The 21,576-nt window shown below is 31.6% G+C and carries 20 protein-coding genes, 2 tRNA genes and 1 other RNA gene; all 23 read left to right on the forward strand.

Annotated features, from left to right (window positions below):
- The first annotated feature begins 353 nt into the window (after positions 1-353).
- On the forward strand, positions 354-638 hold the full coding sequence (gene gatC, locus B5X81_RS25935) for an Asp-tRNA(Asn)/Glu-tRNA(Gln) amidotransferase subunit GatC (protein ID WP_079495928.1): 285 nt from the start codon (positions 354-356) through the stop codon (positions 636-638).
- A gap of 12 nt (positions 639-650) precedes the next feature.
- On the forward strand, positions 651-2,126 hold the full coding sequence (gatA, locus tag B5X81_RS25940; RefSeq protein WP_079495929.1) for an Asp-tRNA(Asn)/Glu-tRNA(Gln) amidotransferase subunit GatA: 1,476 nt from the start codon (positions 651-653) through the stop codon (positions 2,124-2,126).
- Positions 2,126-3,559, forward strand: a complete 1,434-nt coding sequence (gene gatB, locus B5X81_RS25945) for an Asp-tRNA(Asn)/Glu-tRNA(Gln) amidotransferase subunit GatB (RefSeq protein ID WP_079495930.1) — start codon at positions 2,126-2,128, stop codon at positions 3,557-3,559. Before gatA ends, gatB begins: the two co-directional genes overlap by 1 nt.
- A gap of 470 nt (positions 3,560-4,029) precedes the next feature.
- Entirely contained in the window at positions 4,030-5,364 is a 1,335-nt protein-coding gene (gene glnA, locus B5X81_RS25950) for a type I glutamate--ammonia ligase (RefSeq protein WP_079495931.1), read from the forward strand.
- Between the two features lie 130 nt (positions 5,365-5,494).
- Positions 5,495-6,058, forward strand: coding sequence for an ANTAR domain-containing response regulator (locus tag B5X81_RS25955; protein WP_079495932.1), 564 nt, complete (start codon positions 5,495-5,497; stop codon positions 6,056-6,058).
- A gap of 143 nt (positions 6,059-6,201) precedes the next feature.
- Positions 6,202-7,080, forward strand: coding sequence for an acetylglutamate kinase (gene argB / locus B5X81_RS25960; protein ID WP_079495933.1), 879 nt, complete (start codon positions 6,202-6,204; stop codon positions 7,078-7,080).
- Positions 7,081-7,084: 4 nt separating this feature from the next.
- Complete coding sequence (locus B5X81_RS25965) at positions 7,085-8,248, forward strand: aspartate aminotransferase family protein (protein WP_079495934.1); 1,164 nt, start codon at positions 7,085-7,087, stop codon at positions 8,246-8,248.
- 76 nt (positions 8,249-8,324) lie between these two features.
- Positions 8,325-9,122: a lipid II flippase Amj family protein gene (locus B5X81_RS25970; RefSeq protein WP_079495935.1), complete on the forward strand. Its 798-nt coding sequence runs from the start codon at positions 8,325-8,327 to the stop codon at positions 9,120-9,122.
- Positions 9,123-9,358: 236 nt separating this feature from the next.
- Complete coding sequence (locus tag B5X81_RS25975; RefSeq protein ID WP_170917616.1) at positions 9,359-10,078, forward strand: 2-phosphosulfolactate phosphatase; 720 nt, start codon at positions 9,359-9,361, stop codon at positions 10,076-10,078.
- A gap of 10 nt (positions 10,079-10,088) precedes the next feature.
- Entirely contained in the window at positions 10,089-10,853 is a 765-nt protein-coding gene (locus B5X81_RS25980) for an alpha/beta hydrolase family protein (RefSeq protein ID WP_079495937.1), read from the forward strand.
- 177 nt (positions 10,854-11,030) lie between these two features.
- Positions 11,031-12,494: a M1 family metallopeptidase gene (locus tag B5X81_RS25985; protein WP_244282254.1), complete on the forward strand. Its 1,464-nt coding sequence runs from the start codon at positions 11,031-11,033 to the stop codon at positions 12,492-12,494.
- 226 nt (positions 12,495-12,720) lie between these two features.
- Positions 12,721-12,797: transfer RNA gene (locus tag B5X81_RS25990), tRNA-Arg, on the forward strand.
- Positions 12,798-12,819: 22 nt separating this feature from the next.
- Complete coding sequence (gene tadA / locus B5X81_RS25995; RefSeq protein WP_079495939.1) at positions 12,820-13,269, forward strand: tRNA adenosine(34) deaminase TadA; 450 nt, start codon at positions 12,820-12,822, stop codon at positions 13,267-13,269.
- A gap of 4 nt (positions 13,270-13,273) precedes the next feature.
- Positions 13,274-13,362: transfer RNA gene (locus tag B5X81_RS26000), tRNA-Ser, on the forward strand.
- A gap of 82 nt (positions 13,363-13,444) precedes the next feature.
- Positions 13,445-13,710: signal recognition particle sRNA large type (gene ffs / locus B5X81_RS26005), an RNA gene on the forward strand.
- Between the two features lie 291 nt (positions 13,711-14,001).
- Positions 14,002-15,699, forward strand: a complete 1,698-nt coding sequence (dnaX, locus tag B5X81_RS26010; protein ID WP_079495940.1) for a DNA polymerase III subunit gamma/tau — start codon at positions 14,002-14,004, stop codon at positions 15,697-15,699.
- Positions 15,700-15,818: 119 nt separating this feature from the next.
- The gene (locus B5X81_RS26015; RefSeq protein WP_079495941.1) at positions 15,819-16,157 is read left to right on the forward strand and encodes a YbaB/EbfC family nucleoid-associated protein; all 339 of its coding nucleotides are present in this window, start codon (positions 15,819-15,821) and stop codon (positions 16,155-16,157) included.
- A 65-nt stretch (positions 16,158-16,222) separates the two neighbouring features.
- Entirely contained in the window at positions 16,223-16,822 is a 600-nt protein-coding gene (gene recR / locus B5X81_RS26020; protein WP_079495942.1) for a recombination mediator RecR, read from the forward strand.
- A 293-nt stretch (positions 16,823-17,115) separates the two neighbouring features.
- A complete protein-coding gene (locus B5X81_RS26025; RefSeq protein WP_079495943.1) occupies positions 17,116-17,466 on the forward strand; it encodes an ArsR/SmtB family transcription factor in 351 nt (116 codons plus the stop codon).
- Positions 17,467-17,516: 50 nt separating this feature from the next.
- Complete coding sequence (locus B5X81_RS26030) at positions 17,517-18,533, forward strand: permease (protein WP_079495944.1); 1,017 nt, start codon at positions 17,517-17,519, stop codon at positions 18,531-18,533.
- Positions 18,534-18,573: 40 nt separating this feature from the next.
- Entirely contained in the window at positions 18,574-18,801 is a 228-nt protein-coding gene (locus tag B5X81_RS26035) for a thioredoxin family protein (RefSeq protein ID WP_079495945.1), read from the forward strand.
- Positions 18,802-19,165: 364 nt separating this feature from the next.
- Entirely contained in the window at positions 19,166-19,840 is a 675-nt protein-coding gene (locus tag B5X81_RS26040; protein WP_079495946.1) for a class I SAM-dependent methyltransferase, read from the forward strand.
- A 253-nt stretch (positions 19,841-20,093) separates the two neighbouring features.
- A complete protein-coding gene (locus tag B5X81_RS26045; protein ID WP_079495947.1) occupies positions 20,094-21,404 on the forward strand; it encodes a YjiH family protein in 1,311 nt (436 codons plus the stop codon).
- The last annotated feature ends 172 nt before the right edge of the window (positions 21,405-21,576 follow it).

Consider the following 21,576-nt stretch of genomic DNA (forward strand, 5'->3'; position numbering starts at 1 on the left):
CCTTTCCTAGAAAATGGAGAACAATTAGTAAAAGAGATATCCTAATCTTAGCTATTAACTGCAACCTCGCACTATTAGCATTCATCTTTGAAAACTAACCTTGCTGTTGGTCTAATCAAAGAGATGCAGCATCTGTAGTAGGCAGAATATGACAACTAAGTCAGGAAGCATGCTATTTAAGCAATAACCTTATGGTTTTGCAAGGAGGGAAAGAATTATCCTTCGCTAATTATTCTTAATCTTATTTTAGCACTAGGATATCTCAATTAAAAATTGTAATAGAAATAAATAAAAAAATATGCTTAGAACACTTATAAAAGTGTTTCTAAACATATTATACGAGGAGGGAAAATATGAAAGTTAATATTGAGACAATAGAGTATATTGCAAAGCTTGCAAAGTTAAAATTCACAAGGGAAGAAGCAGAAAAGTTTGCCAGTGAATTTCAGGAGATTCTAGCCCATTTTCAAAACATTGATAATGAGGATTTAAAGGGAATAGATATAAATACCTTTGAAGAAAGCAAATCGGTTCTTAGGAAGGATGAAGTAAAGGAATTTGATAATAAGAAGGAATTGTTCCAAAATACAAAAAAATTAAGAGAAAATTATATTTCGATTCCAAAGGTTATGGAATAGAGGAGTGGAATTATGGAAATAAAAAAGATGACTATAGATGAAATTACAAAAGGATATAAGGAAAAGAAGTTTACAGTAAAAGAAATTACCAGGGCATATATAGACAGAATAAAAAAATTGGATAAAAGCATAAATTCCTTTATAACTCTTCGTGAAAGGGAAGCCTTAGAGGAAGCCGAGATAATGGATAAAAACCTTGAAAAGGGCAAAAATATTGGTTCTCTTGGAGGTATACCGGTGGCCATAAAGGACAATATATGCACCAGAGGAATAAAAACTACCTGCGGATCAAAAATCCTTGAGGATTTTATACCTCCCTATGATGCCACAGTAGTTAAAAAATTAAAGGATGCTGGAGCTGTTATAATTGGGAAGACAAATATGGACGAATTTGCCATGGGATCTTCAACAGAAAATTCAGCATTTAAGACTACTAGAAACCCTTGGGACTTAAATAGAGTTCCTGGAGGCTCCTCGGGAGGATCTGCAGCAGCACTAGCTTCAGGCTTTGCTCCTCTTACAATAGGCTCTGATACCGGTGGTTCCATAAGACAGCCAGCTGCATTTTGCTCTGCTGTTGGACTAAAGCCCACCTACGGATTAGTTTCAAGATATGGACTTATTGCCTTTGCATCTTCACTGGATCAGATTGGACCATTTACAAAAACAGTAAAGGATTGTGCCTTAAGTCTTGGTGCAATACAGGGAAATGATCCGTTAGATGGAACAAGTATTCAGGTTGATCCAATAAAGGACTATTTAACAGATTTGGAAAAAGGTATAGAGGGATTGAAAATAGGTGTACCAAAGGAGTTTTTTAAAGAGGGTTTGAATAAAGAAATTCATGATTCTATAGAAGAATCTATTAAGGTTTTAGAGAAAATGGGTGGAGTAGTTGAAGAATTTTCGATGCCAATTACCGATTCTGGACTTTCGGCTTATTATATTATATCCTCAGCAGAAGCAAGTTCCAATCTTGCAAGATATGATGGCATTAGATATGGATATAGAACTAAGGAATTTGAAGGGTTTGAGGAATTGATTATAAATTCTAGGTCAGAGGGCTTTGGTAAAGAAGTTAAAAGAAGAATTATGCTTGGAACCTATGTGCTTTCTTCAGGATATTATGATGCCTATTACAAAAAGGCTATGCAATTTAGAAAAAAAATAAAAAATGAATTTAAGGAAGTTTTTAAAAGCTATGATATTATATTGAGTCCCACATCCCCTGTTTTACCCTTTAATATCGGTGAAAGGACAGAGGACCCCTTGGAAATGTATTTGGCGGATATATATACAGTTAATATAAATATTGCAGGATTGCCAGCTATTTCTCTGCCATGTGGGTTTAGTAAGGATAGGCTGCCCATAGGTCTACAGCTTATAGGAGACCATTATACAGAAAAGAAATTATTACAGGCTGCATATAGTTTGGAAAAGGCCCTTGGGATTTATGATGAAATTCCAGAGTTAAAGGAGGCTAAATAATGGTTTTTGAGACTATTATAGGACTTGAAATACATGTGGAATTAAAAACAAAATCTAAGATATTTTGCTCCTGCTCTACTAAATTTGGAGCAAAGCCGAATGAAAACACTTGTCCAATATGCACAGGACTTCCAGGAACCCTACCAGTACTCAATGAAGAAGTTGTAAATCTTGCAATAAGAGCAGGGAAAGCACTAAACTGTCATATTAATACGATCAATAAATTTGACAGAAAAAATTATTTTTATCCTGATCTTCCAAAGGCCTATCAGATTTCGCAATTTGATTTACCAATTTGTGAAAGGGGCTTTGTAGATATTGAGATAAATGGAGAGGCAAAAAAAATAAACCTTACAAGAATACATTTAGAAGAAGATGCGGGAAAGCTTATTCACCTTGAAGATGAAGAAGTTACTTTAGTTGATTATAATAGAACGGGAGTACCTTTAATTGAAATAGTTACTGAGCCAGATTTAAGATCCCCAGAGGAGGCAGTGGAGTTTTTAAAAAACTTAAAGGGTATATTAGACTACTCTGAGGTTTCTGATTGTAAAATGGAGCAAGGGTCCCTAAGATGCGATGCAAATATTTCTGTTAGGGAGGTAGGTCAGGAAAGTTTAAATACAAAGGTTGAAATTAAAAACATGAATTCCTTTAAAGAAATTTTAAAGGCCCTTAAAAAAGAAGAAAAGCGACAAATAGAATTGTATAGCTATAATGAAGGATATAAAATAAAGCAGGAAACAAGGAAATGGGATAGCGGTAAAGGAAGAACGGTGACTATGCGTTCTAAGGAGGATGCCCATGATTACAGGTATTTTCCTGAACCGGATTTAGTTCCTGTACTAATTGAAGATATGGTAATTGAGAAAATAACAAAGGGACTTCCAGAACTGCCTGCCCAAAAGAAAGAAAGATTTTTAAAGGAATATAAATTAAGTCCTAAAGAAATAGATATACTTATTGATAAAAGAGCTCTAGCCGATTATTTTGAAGAGGTTGTTTCCTTGGGTGTAAGTCCCAAGGAGGTTTCTAACTGGATTACAGTAGAAATGTTGAGGATTTTGAAGGAAAATGAAGGTGAAGAAATACCTGTAAAGAGTCAATATCTTGCAAGCCTAATAAAAATAATTGATGAAGGTAAAATCAGTCGTACCGCTGGCAAAGAGGTTTTTAAAGAATTAGCAATTACCGATAAAAGTCCCGATGAAATTGTTAAGGAAAAGGGATTAAGTCAGATTAGTACAACCGATGAGCTTGAAAATATAGTCATAGATATTATCGCTAAAAACCCCCAGGCTGTAGATGATTTTAAAAATGGAAAATCAAAAGCAATAGGTTTTTTAATGGGACAAATAATGAAGGCTACTAGAGGAAAAGCCAATCCTAAAAGGACTAAGGAAATCCTTAGTAAGAAACTAAATGAATTGTAATATATATTTCTAATAGAAAAAATTAGAAATGAATTAAAATAAAAAAACTATTGCAAATTTTTTGAAGATAATGTATAATTGATAATTATTAAAATAAGTTAATAAAAGCAATGGGCAATGGCGTCCGCAGCTAAGGGTTTTATTTACCCCTGCTTGTGGTCGCTTTTTATTTTTGAAAATAATCATAGATATTCCAGTAAAACAATTAATTTATACACATCAAAAATCCCTAAAAGCTTTGCTATTTTGATATGCATAAATTAAGTTTTACTATGGAAAATCTATAAGATAAATAAATTTAAGATTTAATAAATTTGAAGGAAAAAACATAGAAGACTTCATTATTTTTAAAAAAATTCTTTTATGCCTTAGTATTATTTATTTTAGAAAATTGCATAATTACAGCATATAAAACCTAGCCAAACTGGAAGTATGCAATTATATCATTTATTTAAAAGGAGGAATATATTGTGAGTAATAATTGTAAAAAGGAAGAAATTTTAAAAAAAGCTAAGGAATTGGAAGTGGAATTTATACATCTTCAGTTTACAGATATTATGGGAGTTATGAAGAATGTATCAATAACTATTGAACAATTAGAAAAGGCATTAAATAATGAGATAATGTTTGATGGTTCTTCAATTGATGGTTTTGTAAGAATAGAAGAATCCGATATGTATTTAAGACCTGATTTATCTACATTTGTAGTATTACCATGGTCTAGCCATCCAAAAGAAGCTAGATTAATATGCGATATATATAAGTCCGATGAAACCCCATTTGATGGCTGTCCAAGAAATGTATTAAAAAAAGTATTGAAGGAAGCAGCTGATCTTGGATATATTCTTAATGTTGGTCCAGAATGTGAATTTTTCTTATTCCATACCGATGAGAAAGGAGAACCATCCCTTGACACCCATGATAATGCAGGATATTTTGATTTGGCGCCTGTAGATTTAGGAGGAAATGCCAGAAAGGATATGACTGTAGTTCTAAAGCAAATGGGATATGAAATAGAAGCCTCTCATCATGAAGTTGCACCCGGGCAACATGAGATTGACTTTAAATATGCCGATGCCCTAGCCACAGCAGATAATATAATGACATTTAAAATGGTTGTAAGAATTATAGCTCAAAGACATGGATTACACGCTACCTTTATGCCAAAACCTAAATTTGGAATCAATGGGTCAGGAATGCATATAAACATGTCCCTTGCATCATTAGATGGAAAGAATGCCTTTTATGATGAAGATGGTTATTTGAAGTTATCCCAAACAGCATATAATTTTTTAGGTGGGGTAGTAAAGCATGCAAAGGGATTTGCTGCAGTAACAAATCCAACTGTAAACTCATATAAGAGATTGGTTCCGGGCTATGAAGCACCAGTACTTATAGCTTGGTCAGCAAGCAATAGAAGTCCATTAATAAGAATACCAGCCAAGAGAGGAAATTCAACAAGAATAGAACTTAGAAATCCGGATCCATCAGCTAATCCTTATTTAGCCCTAGCGGCTATATTAAAATCAGGTTTGGATGGTATAAAAAATAATATAGACCCACCTGAACCGGTTATTAGTAATGTCTATCATATGGATGAATTAGAAATGAAGGAAAAGGGAATAGAAAGCCTTCCATCAAACTTATATGAGGCGGTACAAGCGCTCTCCAAGGATGCGGTGGTTAAGGAAGCCCTTGGAAAACACGTTTCCGAAAAATTTGTTGATGCTGCATTATATGAATGGTATGAGTATTCAAAATATATTTCTGAGTGGGAGTTAGATAGATACTTAAGAAAATTTTAAAAGAGAATAAATATATTATTAAAGGAGAATACTTTAAAAAATAGATAAAAGCTAAATAAGAGTACCGTAATAGGTACTCTTATTGGTTGATACTGTATAAGGGATTTTTATTGGAATTTGGAGTGATGCGATGGATAAGTATAGTATTTTAGTTGCAGATAGTAGTGAAATGTATAGAAAAAAAGTATGTGATTTATTAATTAAAAAAGGATATAAAATATTTCAAGCCACTAATGGTGCAGGGGCTATAAGAATGTCTAGAAGTGTTTTTCCAAATCTGGTCTTAATGGATATGAATATTTGGGGAATGCCGTCTTATGAAGCTGCCCGAATAATAGAAAATGATAAACTTTCAAATGTTGTATTCATTACTAATAATCTAAATCAAAGCTTTTATGAAAAATTAAAAGGAATGAATATATTTGCCTATATAAAAAAACCAATTAACCCAGAACAATTTTATCAAGTGGTAGAGTTTTCAATTATGAATTCAAACAAGATTAATTCTTTAATAAAAAAAGTAAAAAAACTTGAAAACACTTTAGAGAGTAGGAAAAAACTCGATAGAGCAAAGGGCATTTTAATGGAAAAACTTAATATTACAGAAGATGAAGCTTATAAGATATTAAGAAGAAAAAGCATGGATGCTTGCATATCAATGTCTGAAATGGCTGAAAAAATTATTAATAATTGAGATGATTAGAATTATAAAATAAATGCTGAGAATTTAATATTTCCAGCATTTATTTTTTTTCAGAATAAATATAAAAAAAGTTGCATAAATATGAAATTGAATGTATAATTATAAAAAACTAAGTATAGGGTTGGTGTATATTAATGAGAATATTAGAGGAAAAGGTAAATGTACTTATAGAGGCATTGCCTTATATAAAGAAATTTAATGGTAAAACCTTTGTAATAAAATTTGGTGGAAGCATAATGAAAAATGAAGAAGCTCAAAATGCCTTTATAAAAGATATAGTTTTAATGAAGCTAATAGGTATAAATTTAATTATTGTTCATGGTGGAGGTCCAAAGATATCTGAAAATATTAAAGCTTTAGGAAAAGAAAGCGAGTTTGTAAATGGGCTAAGGGTTACTGATGAAGAAACAATGAAAATAGTTGAGATGGTTCTATCGGGACAGATAAATAAGGAAATAACCTTTAAAATAAATAATCAGGGTGTTAAAGCTATTGGTATAAGTGGTAAGGATGGTAATTTTATTAGAGCAATAAAAAAGTATATATATAATGGAAAAGAAAAAATAGATATAGGATTTGTTGGTGAAGTTGAGGAAATAAATATAAGTTTTTTAAAGGATTTAATAGATAAGGATTATATACCTGTTATTGCACCTATAGGATTTGATGAAGAGGGAAATAGTTATAATATAAATGCTGATTATGTGGCTTCAGCAGTAAGCTCTGCAATTAAATCAGAAAAGCTAATACTCCTTACAGATGTAGAGGGATTATACAAAGATATTAATGATAAATCAACATTTATCTCTTCATTAGACAGCAATGAAGCAAAGGATCTAATCTTACAAGAAATAATAAAGGGTGGAATGTTACCTAAGCTGGAATGCTGCATATCAGCAATAGAAAGTGGAAGTAAAAGTGTTCATATGATAGATGGAAGGAAGGAACACAGCTTGCTTCTTGAGATATTTACCGATAAGGGAATTGGAACAATGATAAAGGGAGGAGAGTAGAAAAATGGGAAAAAAATATTTAATGGAAACATATTCTAGGTTTGATGTGGTATTTGAAAAGGGGATTGGAAGCAAAGTATATGATACAGAGGGGAAGGAATATCTAGATTTTGTAGCAGGGGTTGCAGTAAATTGTTTAGGTCATTGTCACCCAGCGGTTATTAAGGCCCTGGAGGTACAGAGTAAAAATCTAATCCATATTTCCAATCTGTATTGGACTCCAACCCAGGGAGAGCTAGCCGAGAAGCTTGTTAAACTTAGTGATCATGATGAGGTGTTTTTCTGCAATAGTGGAACTGAAGCCAATGAAACTGCCATAAAGCTTGCAAGGAAGTATGGTAAGCTTACAGATGTATTAGGTAAAAATGAAATCATAACAATGGACAATTCTTTTCATGGTAGAACCATGGGTTCATTGGCTGTTACTGGTCAGAGTAAGTATCAGAAGGATTTCATGCCACTAATGTCGGGAATAAAAAGTGCGAAGTTTAATGACATAGATGAGCTTGAAAAAACTATTTCTGAAAAGACCTGTGGAGTTATAATAGAGCCTATTCAAGGGGAAGGCGGTATAATAAGCGCCCATAAAGAATTTTTAATGAAAGCAAAGGACTTATGTGAAAAATATAATGCATTACTTATATTTGATGAGGTCCAATGTGGAATAGGGAGAACTGGAGATGTATTTGCATATAAGAGCTTTGGAGTAGTTCCAGATATAATTTGTATGGCTAAGGGACTTGGTGGAGGATTTCCAATTGGAGCCGTGTTAGCCAATAAAAAAGCTTCAGTATTTAAACCTGGAGATCATGGATGCACCTTTGGTGGCAATCCTTTAGGATGTGCCGTATCCCTTGCAGTAATCAAAGAATTAACAGAAGGCAGTATTTTAGATGAGGTTAAGGATAAGGAAAAAATATTTAAAAAAGAAATTCAAAAGTTTATGGATAAGTATGATTTTATAAGAAAAATAGATGGTAAAGGATTAATGCTTGGAATACATTTAGATATAGAGGCTAAAAAAATTGTTGGTAAAGCCTTTGAAAAAGGATTATTGATAATAGGAGCAGGAAATAATACTATTAGAATAGTACCCCCCCTTAATATAACAGACTATGAAATTAAAAGAGGGTTAAAAATTTTAGAAGAGGTTTTTGAAGAATTATAGAATTATAATAAAGGGAAAGTATAGAATATAAATATGATATACTATAGAGTGTTATAAATTTGTTCTGGAGGTAGAAATGATAATAACAACTGAACTTTTTTGGAGCTTAATACTGCTTACAATTATAATTCATTTTGTAGACACTCTATCATATTCTGTAAGATTAAATTCTGTTAAAAGTGGAAATTTTGCTTTGTCCCTTTCCCTTTTTAATATGATAGTTTTAGTTTCAAGAACTGCAAATACACTTCAAGGACCATTGATTGGTAATTTGATTGATAACAGTATAAAAATGAGTTATAACCCGATTATGTATGTGAGACAGGTGGTTTTAGCTACTACAGTTGGAACACTATTGGGTATTCTATTTATACCAACTTTTTTAAAGTTATTTGCCAAAGCTGTAAAAAAACTTGAAGTTACAGGTTCGGTTCCCAGCTTAGTTTCCCAGTCATTAAGTTTAGGGAATATTAAACGTATAGCTAGGAATGTAACTAGACCTAGAAGAGGGATGTTAAGAGGCCTGGGATTTAAATATATACCAAAAAAGCTTTTGTTATTAAACATACTCATAACTGGAGTATATACCATTGGCATATTGTCAGCATATTATTCTGCAATTTATGTTCCTGAAAATAGACTGGCAGCCTCAGCTTCATCAGGTATGATCAATGGTGTTGCTAGTATACTTCTTACATTATTTATAGATCCTAAGGCTGCTCTAATAACAGATCAAGCCTATAGAGGTAAAAGAGAATATAAAGATGTAAAGGCCTTGGTTATAATGTTAATAGGAACAAAGCTAATAGGAACATTATTAGGACAAATTTTACTAGTACCAGCTGCAAAACTTATAGCTTTTTTCTATAGCTAAACAAATAAATAGTGAAAAATTTTTTAAGAGAATCCATAATTTTTATGGGTTTTTCTATTTGATTTAGATTATATTATTGAAACTTAATTTTCTAAGCTCAGTTGTTATGGTAAAATATAGAATTAAGGGAGTATTAGAACTGAACTCTATGGAGTTTAAAGAATTTAAATTATGCAACTTAGCCAAGTTAGAATTATGAAATTTGCCTCAAGTAAGAAAGATTAGGAGAAATGATTATGAATATAGATGTTATGGCTTCTGTTAAGGAAGTAAACTCTCATAGGATTTTTAAAAAAAATGTAGTTGTTATAGATGTTCTTAGGGCGACTTCCACCATAGTTACGGCCCTTGCAAATAATGCATTCTCAGTAATTCCAGTAGAGCATATAGAGGAAGCCCGGAAAATACGAGAGGATGAAAAAGAAGGTATGATTTTATTAGGTGGAGAAAGGGAAGCTAAGATCATTGATGGTTTTCATTTTGGAAATTCACCACTTTCGTATATGGAAGACAAAGTTAAAGATAGAAAAGTAGTTTTAACAACCACCAATGGAACAAGGACTATAAAAGCATGTATAGGAGGTGAAAATTTATATATAGCATCATTTTTAAATGTAACTGCTGTAATTGAAAAGCTAATAGAATATGGTAAAGACATTGTTATTGTTTGTTCAGGAACAGATGGACAATATTCCATGGATGACGCCCTTTGTGCAGGTATGATTATATCCTTAATTAATAATATGAAAAATATTATAACAACAGACTTAGGGTGGACAATTAAAGAATTGTATGAAGCTTATAAATATGATTTTCATGGGCTTCTTAAGAATTGTAGACATTATAAGAGACTTAAAGAAAATGGCTTCGAGGAGGATTTAAAATATTGTTTACAAACAGATATATATGATATTGTTCCAATTTATAGAGAGGGATCTATACAAGTTTTAAAGTAGAGGTGAAAAAATGAGGACAATTATTGATAAAAAATATATTGATAATATTCCAATCCTTGAAATTTACAAGGATGATGGAAAAGATAATAAACCGCTGATTTTTATTATGCATGGATTAGGAAGCTCGAAGGAAAGAAATATAGAATATGGATACAAGCTTTCCCAGGAAGGATTTTTTGCAATATCCTTTGACTCTTATATGCATGGGGAGCAGGAAACAGAAGAATTCAAAAACGCTGATTCCTTTGAAAAGTTTTTTAAAGTATTTGATGTTGTAATGGAAACAACAAAATACATAAATATATGTATTGATTTTTATAAAAGCAATCCTAATATAGACATCAATAGAGTTGGATTAGTTGGGGTTTCTATGGGTGGATTTATTATCTACAATTATTTAGCTAAAAATAAAAGAGACAATGTAAAAGCTGCTGTTCCAATTATTTCTTCACCATATTGGAGCCATACTTCTAAAGAATTTGCCAACAGGAATCCTAGGATGGAAAAATATTTAGATGAAGAAACTATAGAATATATTGAAGATATAGAACCCATAAAATCTCTTATGCTTATGAAGGATTTTCCTCTATTGATGTTAAACGGAGCAAAAGATGAGCTTATTTCAATTTATGGGGTAAGAAAATCCTTTGATATGTTAAAAGAAAACTATTGTAATAAAGATAAAATAAAACTTATAGAATATAAAGATATTGGCCATGAAAGGACATCTCAAATGATTGTAGATGTTTGTAGCTGGCTGAAAAAATTTATATAGTTTTTAGATGAAATTTTATCCAAATTAGAGGGCTGATTGAATATGTTTAATCAATTGAGCAAACTGCATAATTACTTTTTAAAGAAGCTAACTATTACATCGTGTTTTAAAATCTTTAAAGCTATACCCTATAAATCATGGGATTTTATTAGAGTTAAAAAAATATTATTTATTTTTTTGATTCTTTCTCTGGTCTTTATAGGATGCTCTATAGATGGAAATGGAAAATCTTTCACAGAAGAAAAAAATGAAATTAAAAATAATGTTTCAAATAATATAAACCAATATAATATTAATGTAGAGTTTAATCCAAATCAAAAAACTATAAAAGGAAATCAAAGAGTTATCTATATAAATAATGAAAAAACTAAAATTGATAAAGTGTATTTTCACCTTTATCCCAATGCATTTAGTAAAAAGGAAACAGCTCCTTTCATCATTAATGATTTTATAAGAGTATATCCTATAGGTTTTTCAGAGGGATATATAGATGTTCAAGGGGTTTATATAAACGGGGAAAAGGCTTTGTACAATATAGATGAATCCAATAATACAATAATGGAGTTAAGATTGCCCCATGAATTAGATGTAGGAGATAAGATTAATATAGATATGGAATATACAATAAAAATTCCTCCGGCCGTTGAAAGATTTGGATATGGAAATGATACCTATAACCTTGGAAATTGGTATCCTGTAATTGCAGTATATGATGACTCCGGGTGGAATCTTGATCCATATTATCCCATAGGAGATCCCTTTTATACAGATATAAGTAATTACAAAGTGACTATTAAAGCCCCTAAGGACTTTGTTATAGCCTCTACTGGTAATGTCATATCTGCTGAGACAATTGATGATATTACAAAGTGGACTATTGAAGCAAAAGCCTTTAGAGATTTTGCCTTTGTGGCCAGTAATAAATTTGAAATTTTAGAAAAAGAGATTGATGGAACCCTTGTAGAAATGTATTTCATTGACGATGGAACAGTGAAAGAAGATATAAAAAATAAAGCTCTGGAGTTTGCTGAGGATTCCCTTAAGATATTTAATGAAATTTTTGGTAAGTATCCCTATAAAAAATATTCAGTAGTACAGACCAATTTCCCAAGTGGTATGGAATATCCTGGGATAATATTCATTGGAAGTGAATATTACCAAAATTTTTTCAAGGATTCTCTTGAAGTATTAATCGTCCATGAAACTGCCCATCAATGGTGGTATGGTGTAGTGGGAAATGACCAAATAGATGAGGCATGGCTTGATGAAAGCTTTGCATCCTATTGTGAAGTAATATATTTTTCTGAAAAATATGGAGAAAAACTAGGAGATAAGTATCATGAGTATGAAAATGAAGAAACTTTAAATCAAGAAGTAGATTATTTAAATAGTAAAAAAATATTGTCATCTTTGGATGATTTTGAGGGCTGGAATGATTATAGTCTTTTAGTATACACTAAGGGAGCGATGTTCTTAGATGATATCAAGGACAAATATGGCAAAGATATGCTTTATAAGATTTTAAAAACATATTATAATAGATATAAATTCAAAATAGCAACAACAGAAGATTTTTTAGATATATGTGAGGAAGTTACCGGTGAAGAATTAGAGGATTATTTTGATGAATGGCTAAAGTAACTATAAAGCTTTCGGGTTTTATGATTTTTAAGACTTTAGAGGTATATGGAATAGACATGAGTTTTTAGTAATATCTAAATTTCAAATTGAAGTAAATATTGGATTTATGAATAACATAGCTAATATTAAATAATACTACCATATATAGAATTATTTTACATTTGCAATTTGTTCTTATTTATGATATTATATTTTTTGCTGATAGTTTTAATCTAATAAAATTTGTGCACCTGTAGCTCAGTAGGATAGAGCAGTGGTTTCCTAAACCGCGTGCCGGGGGTTCAAATCCTCTCAGGTGCACCATAGTTAGTAAAAAAGGTGTAAAATGAAAGACTTTTTTATGAAAGAAGCTTTAAAGGAAGCTAAGAAAGCCTATAATCTTAGAGAAATTCCTATTGGAGCAGTAATAGTAAAAAACAATGAAATTATTGCTAGAGGGCATAATTTAAGGGAAACAGCTAAGGATCCTACTGCCCATGCAGAAATTATTGCTATTAGAAGAGCTTCACAGGTTTTGGGTGGATGGAGGTTGACAGGCTGCGATCTATATGTTACTATAGAACCCTGCTCCATGTGTGCTGGGGCTATAGTTATGGCTAGAATCAACAGACTATTCATTGGTTCTATGGATCCCAAAGGTGGTGCAGCTGGATCATTATACAATATAGTAAATGATGATAGGCTTAATCATAAAGCTGAGGTCATATATAATGTTTTGAGTGACGAGTGCTCAAGTATAATGAAAGAATTTTTTCGAAGCTTAAGAAAAAAATAAGTTTGGAGAGGTGTCCGAGTTGGCTAAGGGGCACGCCTGGAAAGCGTGTAAGGCCGCAAGGCCCCGCGGGTTCGAGTCCCGCTCTCTCCGCCATTAGAGATAATTGCTTTCTTCTTTTTTAAAAATAAAATTATAAAAAGAAAGCAAATATCTATTTAAAAGTTTATAAAGTTTGTCGTGCTAGATGGGGAGGTAGCGGTGCCCTGTAACCTGCAATCCGCTATAGCAGGATTGAAGTCCTATCTGAGGCTTTGTGTTTGTAGAGTCTGCCCTAAATAAGTGGTGAGGATAATTGGGTCCTACGCAACGGGAACTTATGAACCCCGTCAGATCCGGAAGGAAGCAGCGGTAAGTAAGACATCCCGTGTGCCGTGGGGGCGCCTGGTTTGAGCTAACTGTTTAGGTTACGTCTATGACACCATGTCGATGATAGGTGCACGGCTACATATTTAAATAAAATATTATTAGCATACTAGCATGTGATTTAAATCACATGCTTTTTTATGATATAATTATAAGACATTAGATACAATGGTAATCCCAGACTACTCATAGAAAATTTAAAACTTTGCTGCGTCTTTTTGTTTCTAAGATATCTATCAAATTTTCGACGTGGCAAAATGGTATACATTCAAATCCTAAGAAAGTCTTAGAAATCAAAATTACTTGCATCCTTTCAAGTTTTCTATGAATAATCTGAGATAATAAAGGTAATTAAAGGTGATGAAATTAATGGGTTATACAGCATTATATAGAAAATGGAGACCAATAGTTTTTGAAGAAGTAGTTGGCCAATCTCATATAACCATGACTATAAAAAACCAAATCAAAAACGATAGCATTGCTCATGCCTATTTATTTTGTGGTACTAGGGGTACAGGAAAGACTTCTACTGCCAAAATTTTTGCTAGGGCTATAAATTGTCTTTCTCCTAAGGGTTCAAACCCATGTAATGAATGCGAAGTTTGCAGGGGTATACTTAATGAAAGCATAATGGATGTTGTTGAAATAGATGCGGCTTCTAATAATGGAGTTGATAACATAAGGGAACTTAGGGAAAATGTAAAATATCCTCCGTCAAAGGCAAAGTTCAAGGTATATATTATTGATGAGGTTCATATGTTATCTCAAGGCGCCTTTAATGCACTGTTAAAAACCCTAGAAGAACCTCCTAGCTATGTAATATTTATATTAGCCACAACAGAACCACAAAAAATTCCTTCCACAATTTTATCTAGATGTCAAAGATTTGACTTTAAGAGGTTGGCTTCTGAGGATCTTTTTAAAAGATTAAAATATATATGCACTAAGATGGATATTGAAATTGAAGATGAGGTTATCAGACTCATAGTGAGAAATTCTGACGGCGCAGCAAGGGATGCCCTTAGTATACTTGATCAATGTATATCCTTTTCACAGGATAAGTTAACCTATGAGAAAGCAATAGAAACACTGGGTTTAGTTACAGATGAATTTCTCTTCAAATTAACCGATGCAATATATGATGAAGATCCAAAGAAAGCAATGGAATTAATAGATGATTTGATTAACAGTGGTAAAGATATAAGTCAATTTTTAAGGAGTCTTATAAATCATTTTAGGAATCTAATGATGATTAAGATGACCGACAGTCTTGAAGAAGTAATCGATATGTCTAGGGAGAATATAGAGAGACTGAAAAATCAAGGGGAAAAATTTCAATTGAATACAATAATAAGGATAATAAATATATTGTCGGAGTCTGAATCAAATATCAAGTGGTCTAGTCAACCAAGAATTTTGTTGGAATTAGCAGTAGTTAAGCTTATTAGACCAAATATGGATAATTCTATTGAGGGTTTATTGGATAGAATAAGGAAATTAGAAAATAAAATTAATAGTTTAGATTTTAAAGATAGAAAAGAAGATTATACCATTAAAGCTCCAAAAATTGTAAGCCTAAAACAAAATACTTATAAAAACACAGATACAGTGAGTCAAGAGAAAATATCTAGACATGATAAAGATAAGAATATAAAGGAAAATAATTCATTACCTGAAGATTCCCATGTGGATTTTAAGAAAATCAAAGAAAAATGGAATATAATTTTAAAAGAAATAAGGCAAAGTAAAATATCTGTACATGCTGTTTTGATGGAAGGAAATCTAGTAAGGTCTGAAGGGAATAAGCTAATTATATCATTTAGAGAAGGATTTTGGTTTCATAAGGATGCAACTAGTAAAAAAAGTAATAGTGAATTTATAGAAAAAGTTATATCACAAATAACTGGTGAGAAAGTTAAACTAATATGTGTTATGGAGGATGAAATAGAGCATAATACAAATGAAGAAGAAAAAAAAGAAGAGGATTTTTCTGAAAAGAAGGAAGAAATTGAGCAGGTAAAGGAGTATTTTTCTGATTTTCAGGATAAGTTAGAGATAATAGAATGAGATTTTAAGATTAGACTATCTATAATACATGAAACATTGAAAAGGCTAATGGTGGTTTATAGTCTTATATATGTTATAATAAAAAAAATATATGTAATCAATTGAATGGAGGTAATATAATGGCAAAGGGAAGAAAAATGGGTATGCCAGGTAATATGAATAATATGTTAAAACAAGTTCAAAAAATGCAAAAGCAAATGCAGCAGGTTCAAGGTGAGGTAGAAGAAAAGGAATTGGAAGTAACTGCCGGTGGAGGTGCTATCACCGTTAAAGTAAATGGTAAAAGAGAACTATTAGATATAGAGATAAAACCTGAAGTAGTAGACCCGGAGGATGTGGAAATGCTTCAGGATTTGATAGTGGCTGCTGTGAATGAAGCATTAAGAAAAGCTGATGAAATGGTGTCCAAGGAAATGGGTAAAGTTACAGGTGGAATGAATATACCAGGATTATTTTAAATTTAGGCGGGTCTTTGGACTCGCCTTGAATAATTTATTTTGATCTCACAACTGGAGGTGAGTATATGTCAAATTTTGTGGCTCCTGTGGCCAGATTAATTGAACAGCTTTCAAAATTGCCTGGGATAGGAAAAAAAACTGCCCAGAGACTAGCCTTTTATATATTAAATACAAGGGAAGATGAAGCTATAAATTTAGCTGAGGCAATAATAGAAGCAAAAAGAAAAATCAAATATTGCTCAATATGTTCTAATATCACTGATATAGATCCTTGTAATATATGTACAAGTCCTAAAAGGAATAAAAAGATTATTTGTGTAGTGGAAGATCCCAGGGATATTGCAGCCATGGAAAGAATAAAAGAATATAATGGTCTTTACCATGTTTTGCACGGAGCAATATCTCCTATGGAAGGAATAGGACCGGAAGATATAAAGATAAAAGAGCTTATTGTTAGACTTCAAAATAATGATGTAGAAGAAATAATATTAGCTACTAATCCTAATATTGAAGGGGAAGCCACAGCAATGTATATTTCGAAGATTGTTAAGCCAACGGGGATAAAAGTAACTAGAATAGCCCATGGTGTACCCGTTGGAGGAGATTTAGAATATGCTGATGAAGTTACTTTGGCAAAGGCATTGGAAGGGAGAAGAGAATTATAGTAGGATAAAAACCCTTTTGTATCCAACAAATAAACTAATGAATAAATATCTGTATAATAAATACCCTTAAAGAAAAAAAGTAATATCTTTAGGGGTATTTTTTATATTGAACTTCAAGAGAATAATAGTAATTATCAATTACTAGGGTGGTTTTTTATAGATTAAATTCAAAAAGATAAATTATATGTTGACAAAAAAAGAAAAAAAGAATAATATAACAATATACACATATACCCATATAAGCATATATGTTTGAGTGATCAATAAATTTTTAAAGTAAAGGGTGTGAAAAGATGAGGAAACTTATAAATATATTTAAAATTTTGGCTGACGAAACTAGAATTAGAATTCTAGTGTTGCTTTATCACAAAAAACTGTGTGTATGTCAGATGCAAGGAGTAATGAAAGAAAGTCAACCTAAAATATCTAAGCATTTGGCAAAACTTAGAAATATGGGCTTTGTTAAAGATAAACGGGAAGAAAAGTTTATATTTTATTATTTGGATAGAGATAATGAAATACTAGTTTCGGTATTAGAAAATATATTAAGTAATATTGATGACTATCCAAAACTAAAAGAGGATTTAATAAGGATAAGCAACACAGATAATTATATTAAAGAGAAAATTAATAATAGTAAGTAGTAATTTTCTTTAAAGTATTAGAAAAGATATGACTAAAGGAGGTACTTATAATGAACTTCATAACTCAAATATTTAATATCCTAAATGATCAACTATTAAAAATGACATGGCTATATGATATTGTAAAATTATTAGTGGAAAAAGTATTTAGACTAGACTATAGTAGCAAGTTAGGTGGGAGTGTGCATTTCTTTATTTATGATACAATAAAAATTTTCATACTTCTATCGGTTCTTATCTTTGCTATTTCCTATATACAAAGTTACTTTCCACCTGAAAGAACCAAGAAGATTCTTGGAGGGATTAAAGGGCTTAAAGGTAATATTTTAGGAGCATTGCTCGGAACAATTACACCATTTTGCAGTTGTTCTAGTATACCAATTTTCATAGGTTTTACTTCAGCAGGATTACCATTAGGAGTTACTTTTTCTTTCTTGATATCTTCTCCAATGGTAGACTTAGCATCATTCTTACTATTGATGTCATTCTTTGGAGTAAAGATTGCTGCTGTCTATGTGATTGTGGGATTAATACTAGCAGTTATAGGAGGAACTCTAATCGATAAACTTAATCTAGAAAAATATGTTGAAGGTTATGTTAAAGAAATAGAAGATGTTGATGTGGAAGTTGAAGAAATGACTCGCGAAGAAAGAATATCTTATTCAAAGGAGCAAGTTAAAGAAATTATTAACAGGGTATGGTTATATATTTTAATAGGAGTTGGTATAGGAGCGACAATCCATAACTGGATACCTAAATCAGTAATTCAAAATGTTATTGGACAGAACAATCCTTTTTCAGTTCTGTTAGCAACACTAGTTGGAATACCAATGTATGCAGATATATTTGGTACACTACCAATTGCAGAAGCACTATTTGGTAAAGGTGTGGGGATTGGTACAGTATTAGCATTTATGATGGCTGTGACGGCTTTATCATTACCATCTATGATTATGCTAGGTAAAGTTGTAAAGCCAAAACTTCTAGGAATATTCATAGTAATAGTATCAGTAGGAATACTAATTATTGGATATCTATTCAATATTTTTTCATATTTAATAGTTTAATAAAGAAGTATTATACAAAACTTGAAAAGGAGTGTGTATTATGATAATTAGAGTATTAGGATCAGGTTGTACAAATTGTAAAAAATTAGAGGAGAATACGAAAAAAGCTCTGGAAGAATTGGGAATTGATGCAACAATAGAGAAGGTTACAGATTTTAAAGATATCATGTCTTATGGTGTAATGAAAACACCAGCACTTGTTGTAGATGGAAAGGTGAAGGTTAAGGGTAGAGTGCCTTCTTCAGATGAACTAAAAAAATATCTATAAAAAATGCTCTTGATAAAAAGCATGGCCGTTAATAATAGTTTTCGGTTATGTTTTTTTTATATACAAACTAAGGAAGTATACCGTAAATAAACTCTTATCAAAAAACAAATTAGTTTTATAACTACAAATAAACATTTGAGCAAATTGCCCTTCTGAATTATTATATTTATTAAAAAAATTATGGAACGATAAAATAAAAGTAATTTTGGAAAAAATTAGACGTTTTGGTGACGATGAAATATTAAAATATTAGTAAGTCAAACAATATTCGAAATAATCATACAATTCCTTGGTTTAGCAAAGAGAATTGAAAATCCTTTACTATTTCCTAAGTTGTATTTAAAAATATAAGGAGATATAAACTATGAAAAATAATTATTATTCACAAAAACTAAATTCACAAAAGCTATTTAATGTATATGAAACCAAAATTCCTAGAGTAAAACAATATTTAGATGCGGAAATCTCTTTTGTCAAAGATAATCTTACAGGTGGTGAAAGGATTCTAGAATTAGGAGCAGGTTATGGCCGTATTGTAAAGAAATTGTCAGGTAAATGCAAATCAATTGTAGGGATTGATATCTCTCTTGAAAACGTTATCTTGAGTAGGGAGTACTTGAAGGACATCCATAATGCAAAAATTATAACTATGGATGTAAATAATCTTACATTCCAGGAAAAGTTCGATGTAATACTTTGCTTGCAAAACGGTTTGTCTTCAATGAAGATTACATCGTTAGATTTGATTAAAAGAATTTTGAAAATGACTGTAAGTGGTGGAAAAGTTTATTTTAGTACTTATAGTGAAAAATTTTGGGAGTATAGACTAATGTGGTTTAAGGAGCAGGCTAAGAAAGGGTTGTTGGGTGAGATTGACTTAGATAAAACAAAGGATGGAATTATAGTTTGTAAGGATGGCTTTAAAGCAATTACTTGTACTCCAAAGGATTTAAAAACCATTGGAGATTTATCAGGGTATGAATATCAAATTCAAGAGGTAGATGAGTCAAGTGTCTTTCTTATTATTCATAAAAAGTAGACTTAAAACATGAAAAAAGTTTTAAGAGAAAAGGTGGTGTTTATATGAAATGATAGAATAAATCATAGTTTAATTAATTTTGAAAAATTTAGGACTCATATTATAGATATGTACAAGGAATTTTTCTTGAAAGATGCTTGCATCCTTTGTTTTCAAGGTCTGAAAAATTACAATATTTCATAGCCCTGTTATTTATATATTATACCGTAATAATTAATATCAAAAAGTGAAATTAATTTTGGGGGGATTGGGTATGAAAGAGAAAGCGATAAAATCTGAAACCATGGTTAGGTTTATTTTTTTAAACCTTCTAGGAATTTTTATGTTTTTTATTCCAATAACAATTGGTGGAAGAAATACAATACCAATTGACCATGTTGTAACCTTTATTCGTCAAATTCCTTATTTTGGTATACTTTATGCTGGAATAGTAATTATTATTGGGGCAATATTACCATTTATTAAAAAGACTTGGAATAAAGACACTGTTACTGTAGTTTTTTCGATTTTTAAGGTGTTAGGAATTTTTGTGTATTTTACAGCTATATTCAAGCTTGGTCCTGATAGAATACAGGCACCTGGGATGCTGCCCTTTGTTTTTAATAAGGTAGTTATTCCAGTTACGATGCTGGTTCCCGTTGGAGCTGTATTTTTAGCCTTTCTAATGAATTATGGTTTTATGGAATTTATAGGAGTTTTTATGAGGCCTGTTATGCGTCCTATATGGAAGACCCCTGGACGCTCGGCTGTCGATGCGGTGGCATCCTTTGTGGGGAGCTATTCAGTAGGACTACTTATTACAAATAAGGTATATAAAGAAGGCTATTATTCCAACAAAGAAGCTTCTATTATAGCAACAGGATTTTCAACAGTCTCTGCAACTTTTATGGTTGTTGTAGCTGGAACATTGGGATTAATGGAGAAATGGAATATATATTTTTGGGGAACCCTTGCTATAACCTTTATTGTAACTGCAATAACTACAAGAATTTATCCTTTATCAAAAAAATCCGATAAGGGCTATAATGGTAGAGAGGTTATACCCGAGACTAAAGCCGAAAAGGGAAAGCTGTTTTCTACAGCTTTGGAAGAAGGACTTAAATCCTGTCAAAGAGCTCCTGGGGTAGTAGAGGGAATTATAAGGAATTTTAAAGACGGTATAGGACTTGCTCTTTCCATAGGACCGACACTTATGTCAATTGGCTTTTTTGGCCTTGTACTTGCTGAATTTACCCCTGTATTTGATATTATCGGATATATTTTTGTCCCCTTTACAATGCTTTTAGGATTTGGAGCCGAAGCTACTTTACTTGCTAAGGCCTGTGCAATAAGCCTTGCAGAAATGTTTCTCCCAGCTAGCATAGTTGCTTCTTCTTCTCCAATTGTTCAAGGAGTTGTAGCTATAGTTTGTGTTTCTGAATTACTTTTTTTCTCTGCATCTATTCCTTGTATTTTGGCAACAGAAATTAATATTAATATTAAAGATCTTATAATTATATGGGTTGAAAGAATTATTTTGTCATTACTTTTAGCAACGCCCTTTGTTCACTTTTTTATTGTTTAATATTATTTAGAGATTTTATCTTTTTCATTACAGTATTAAGGCTTTCATCCTACGGTTTCAATGGGAGGATGAAAGCCTTTAGTGTTACAGTATAAAATAAAAATATGAAACAATAATATAAAGAAATAAAACAACTATGTATTTAAACGAGCAAATTGCATAATTACCTTAC

This window comes from Maledivibacter halophilus (assembly GCF_900167445.1).
Lineage (GTDB): Bacteria > Bacillota > Clostridia > Peptostreptococcales > Caminicellaceae > Maledivibacter > Maledivibacter halophilus.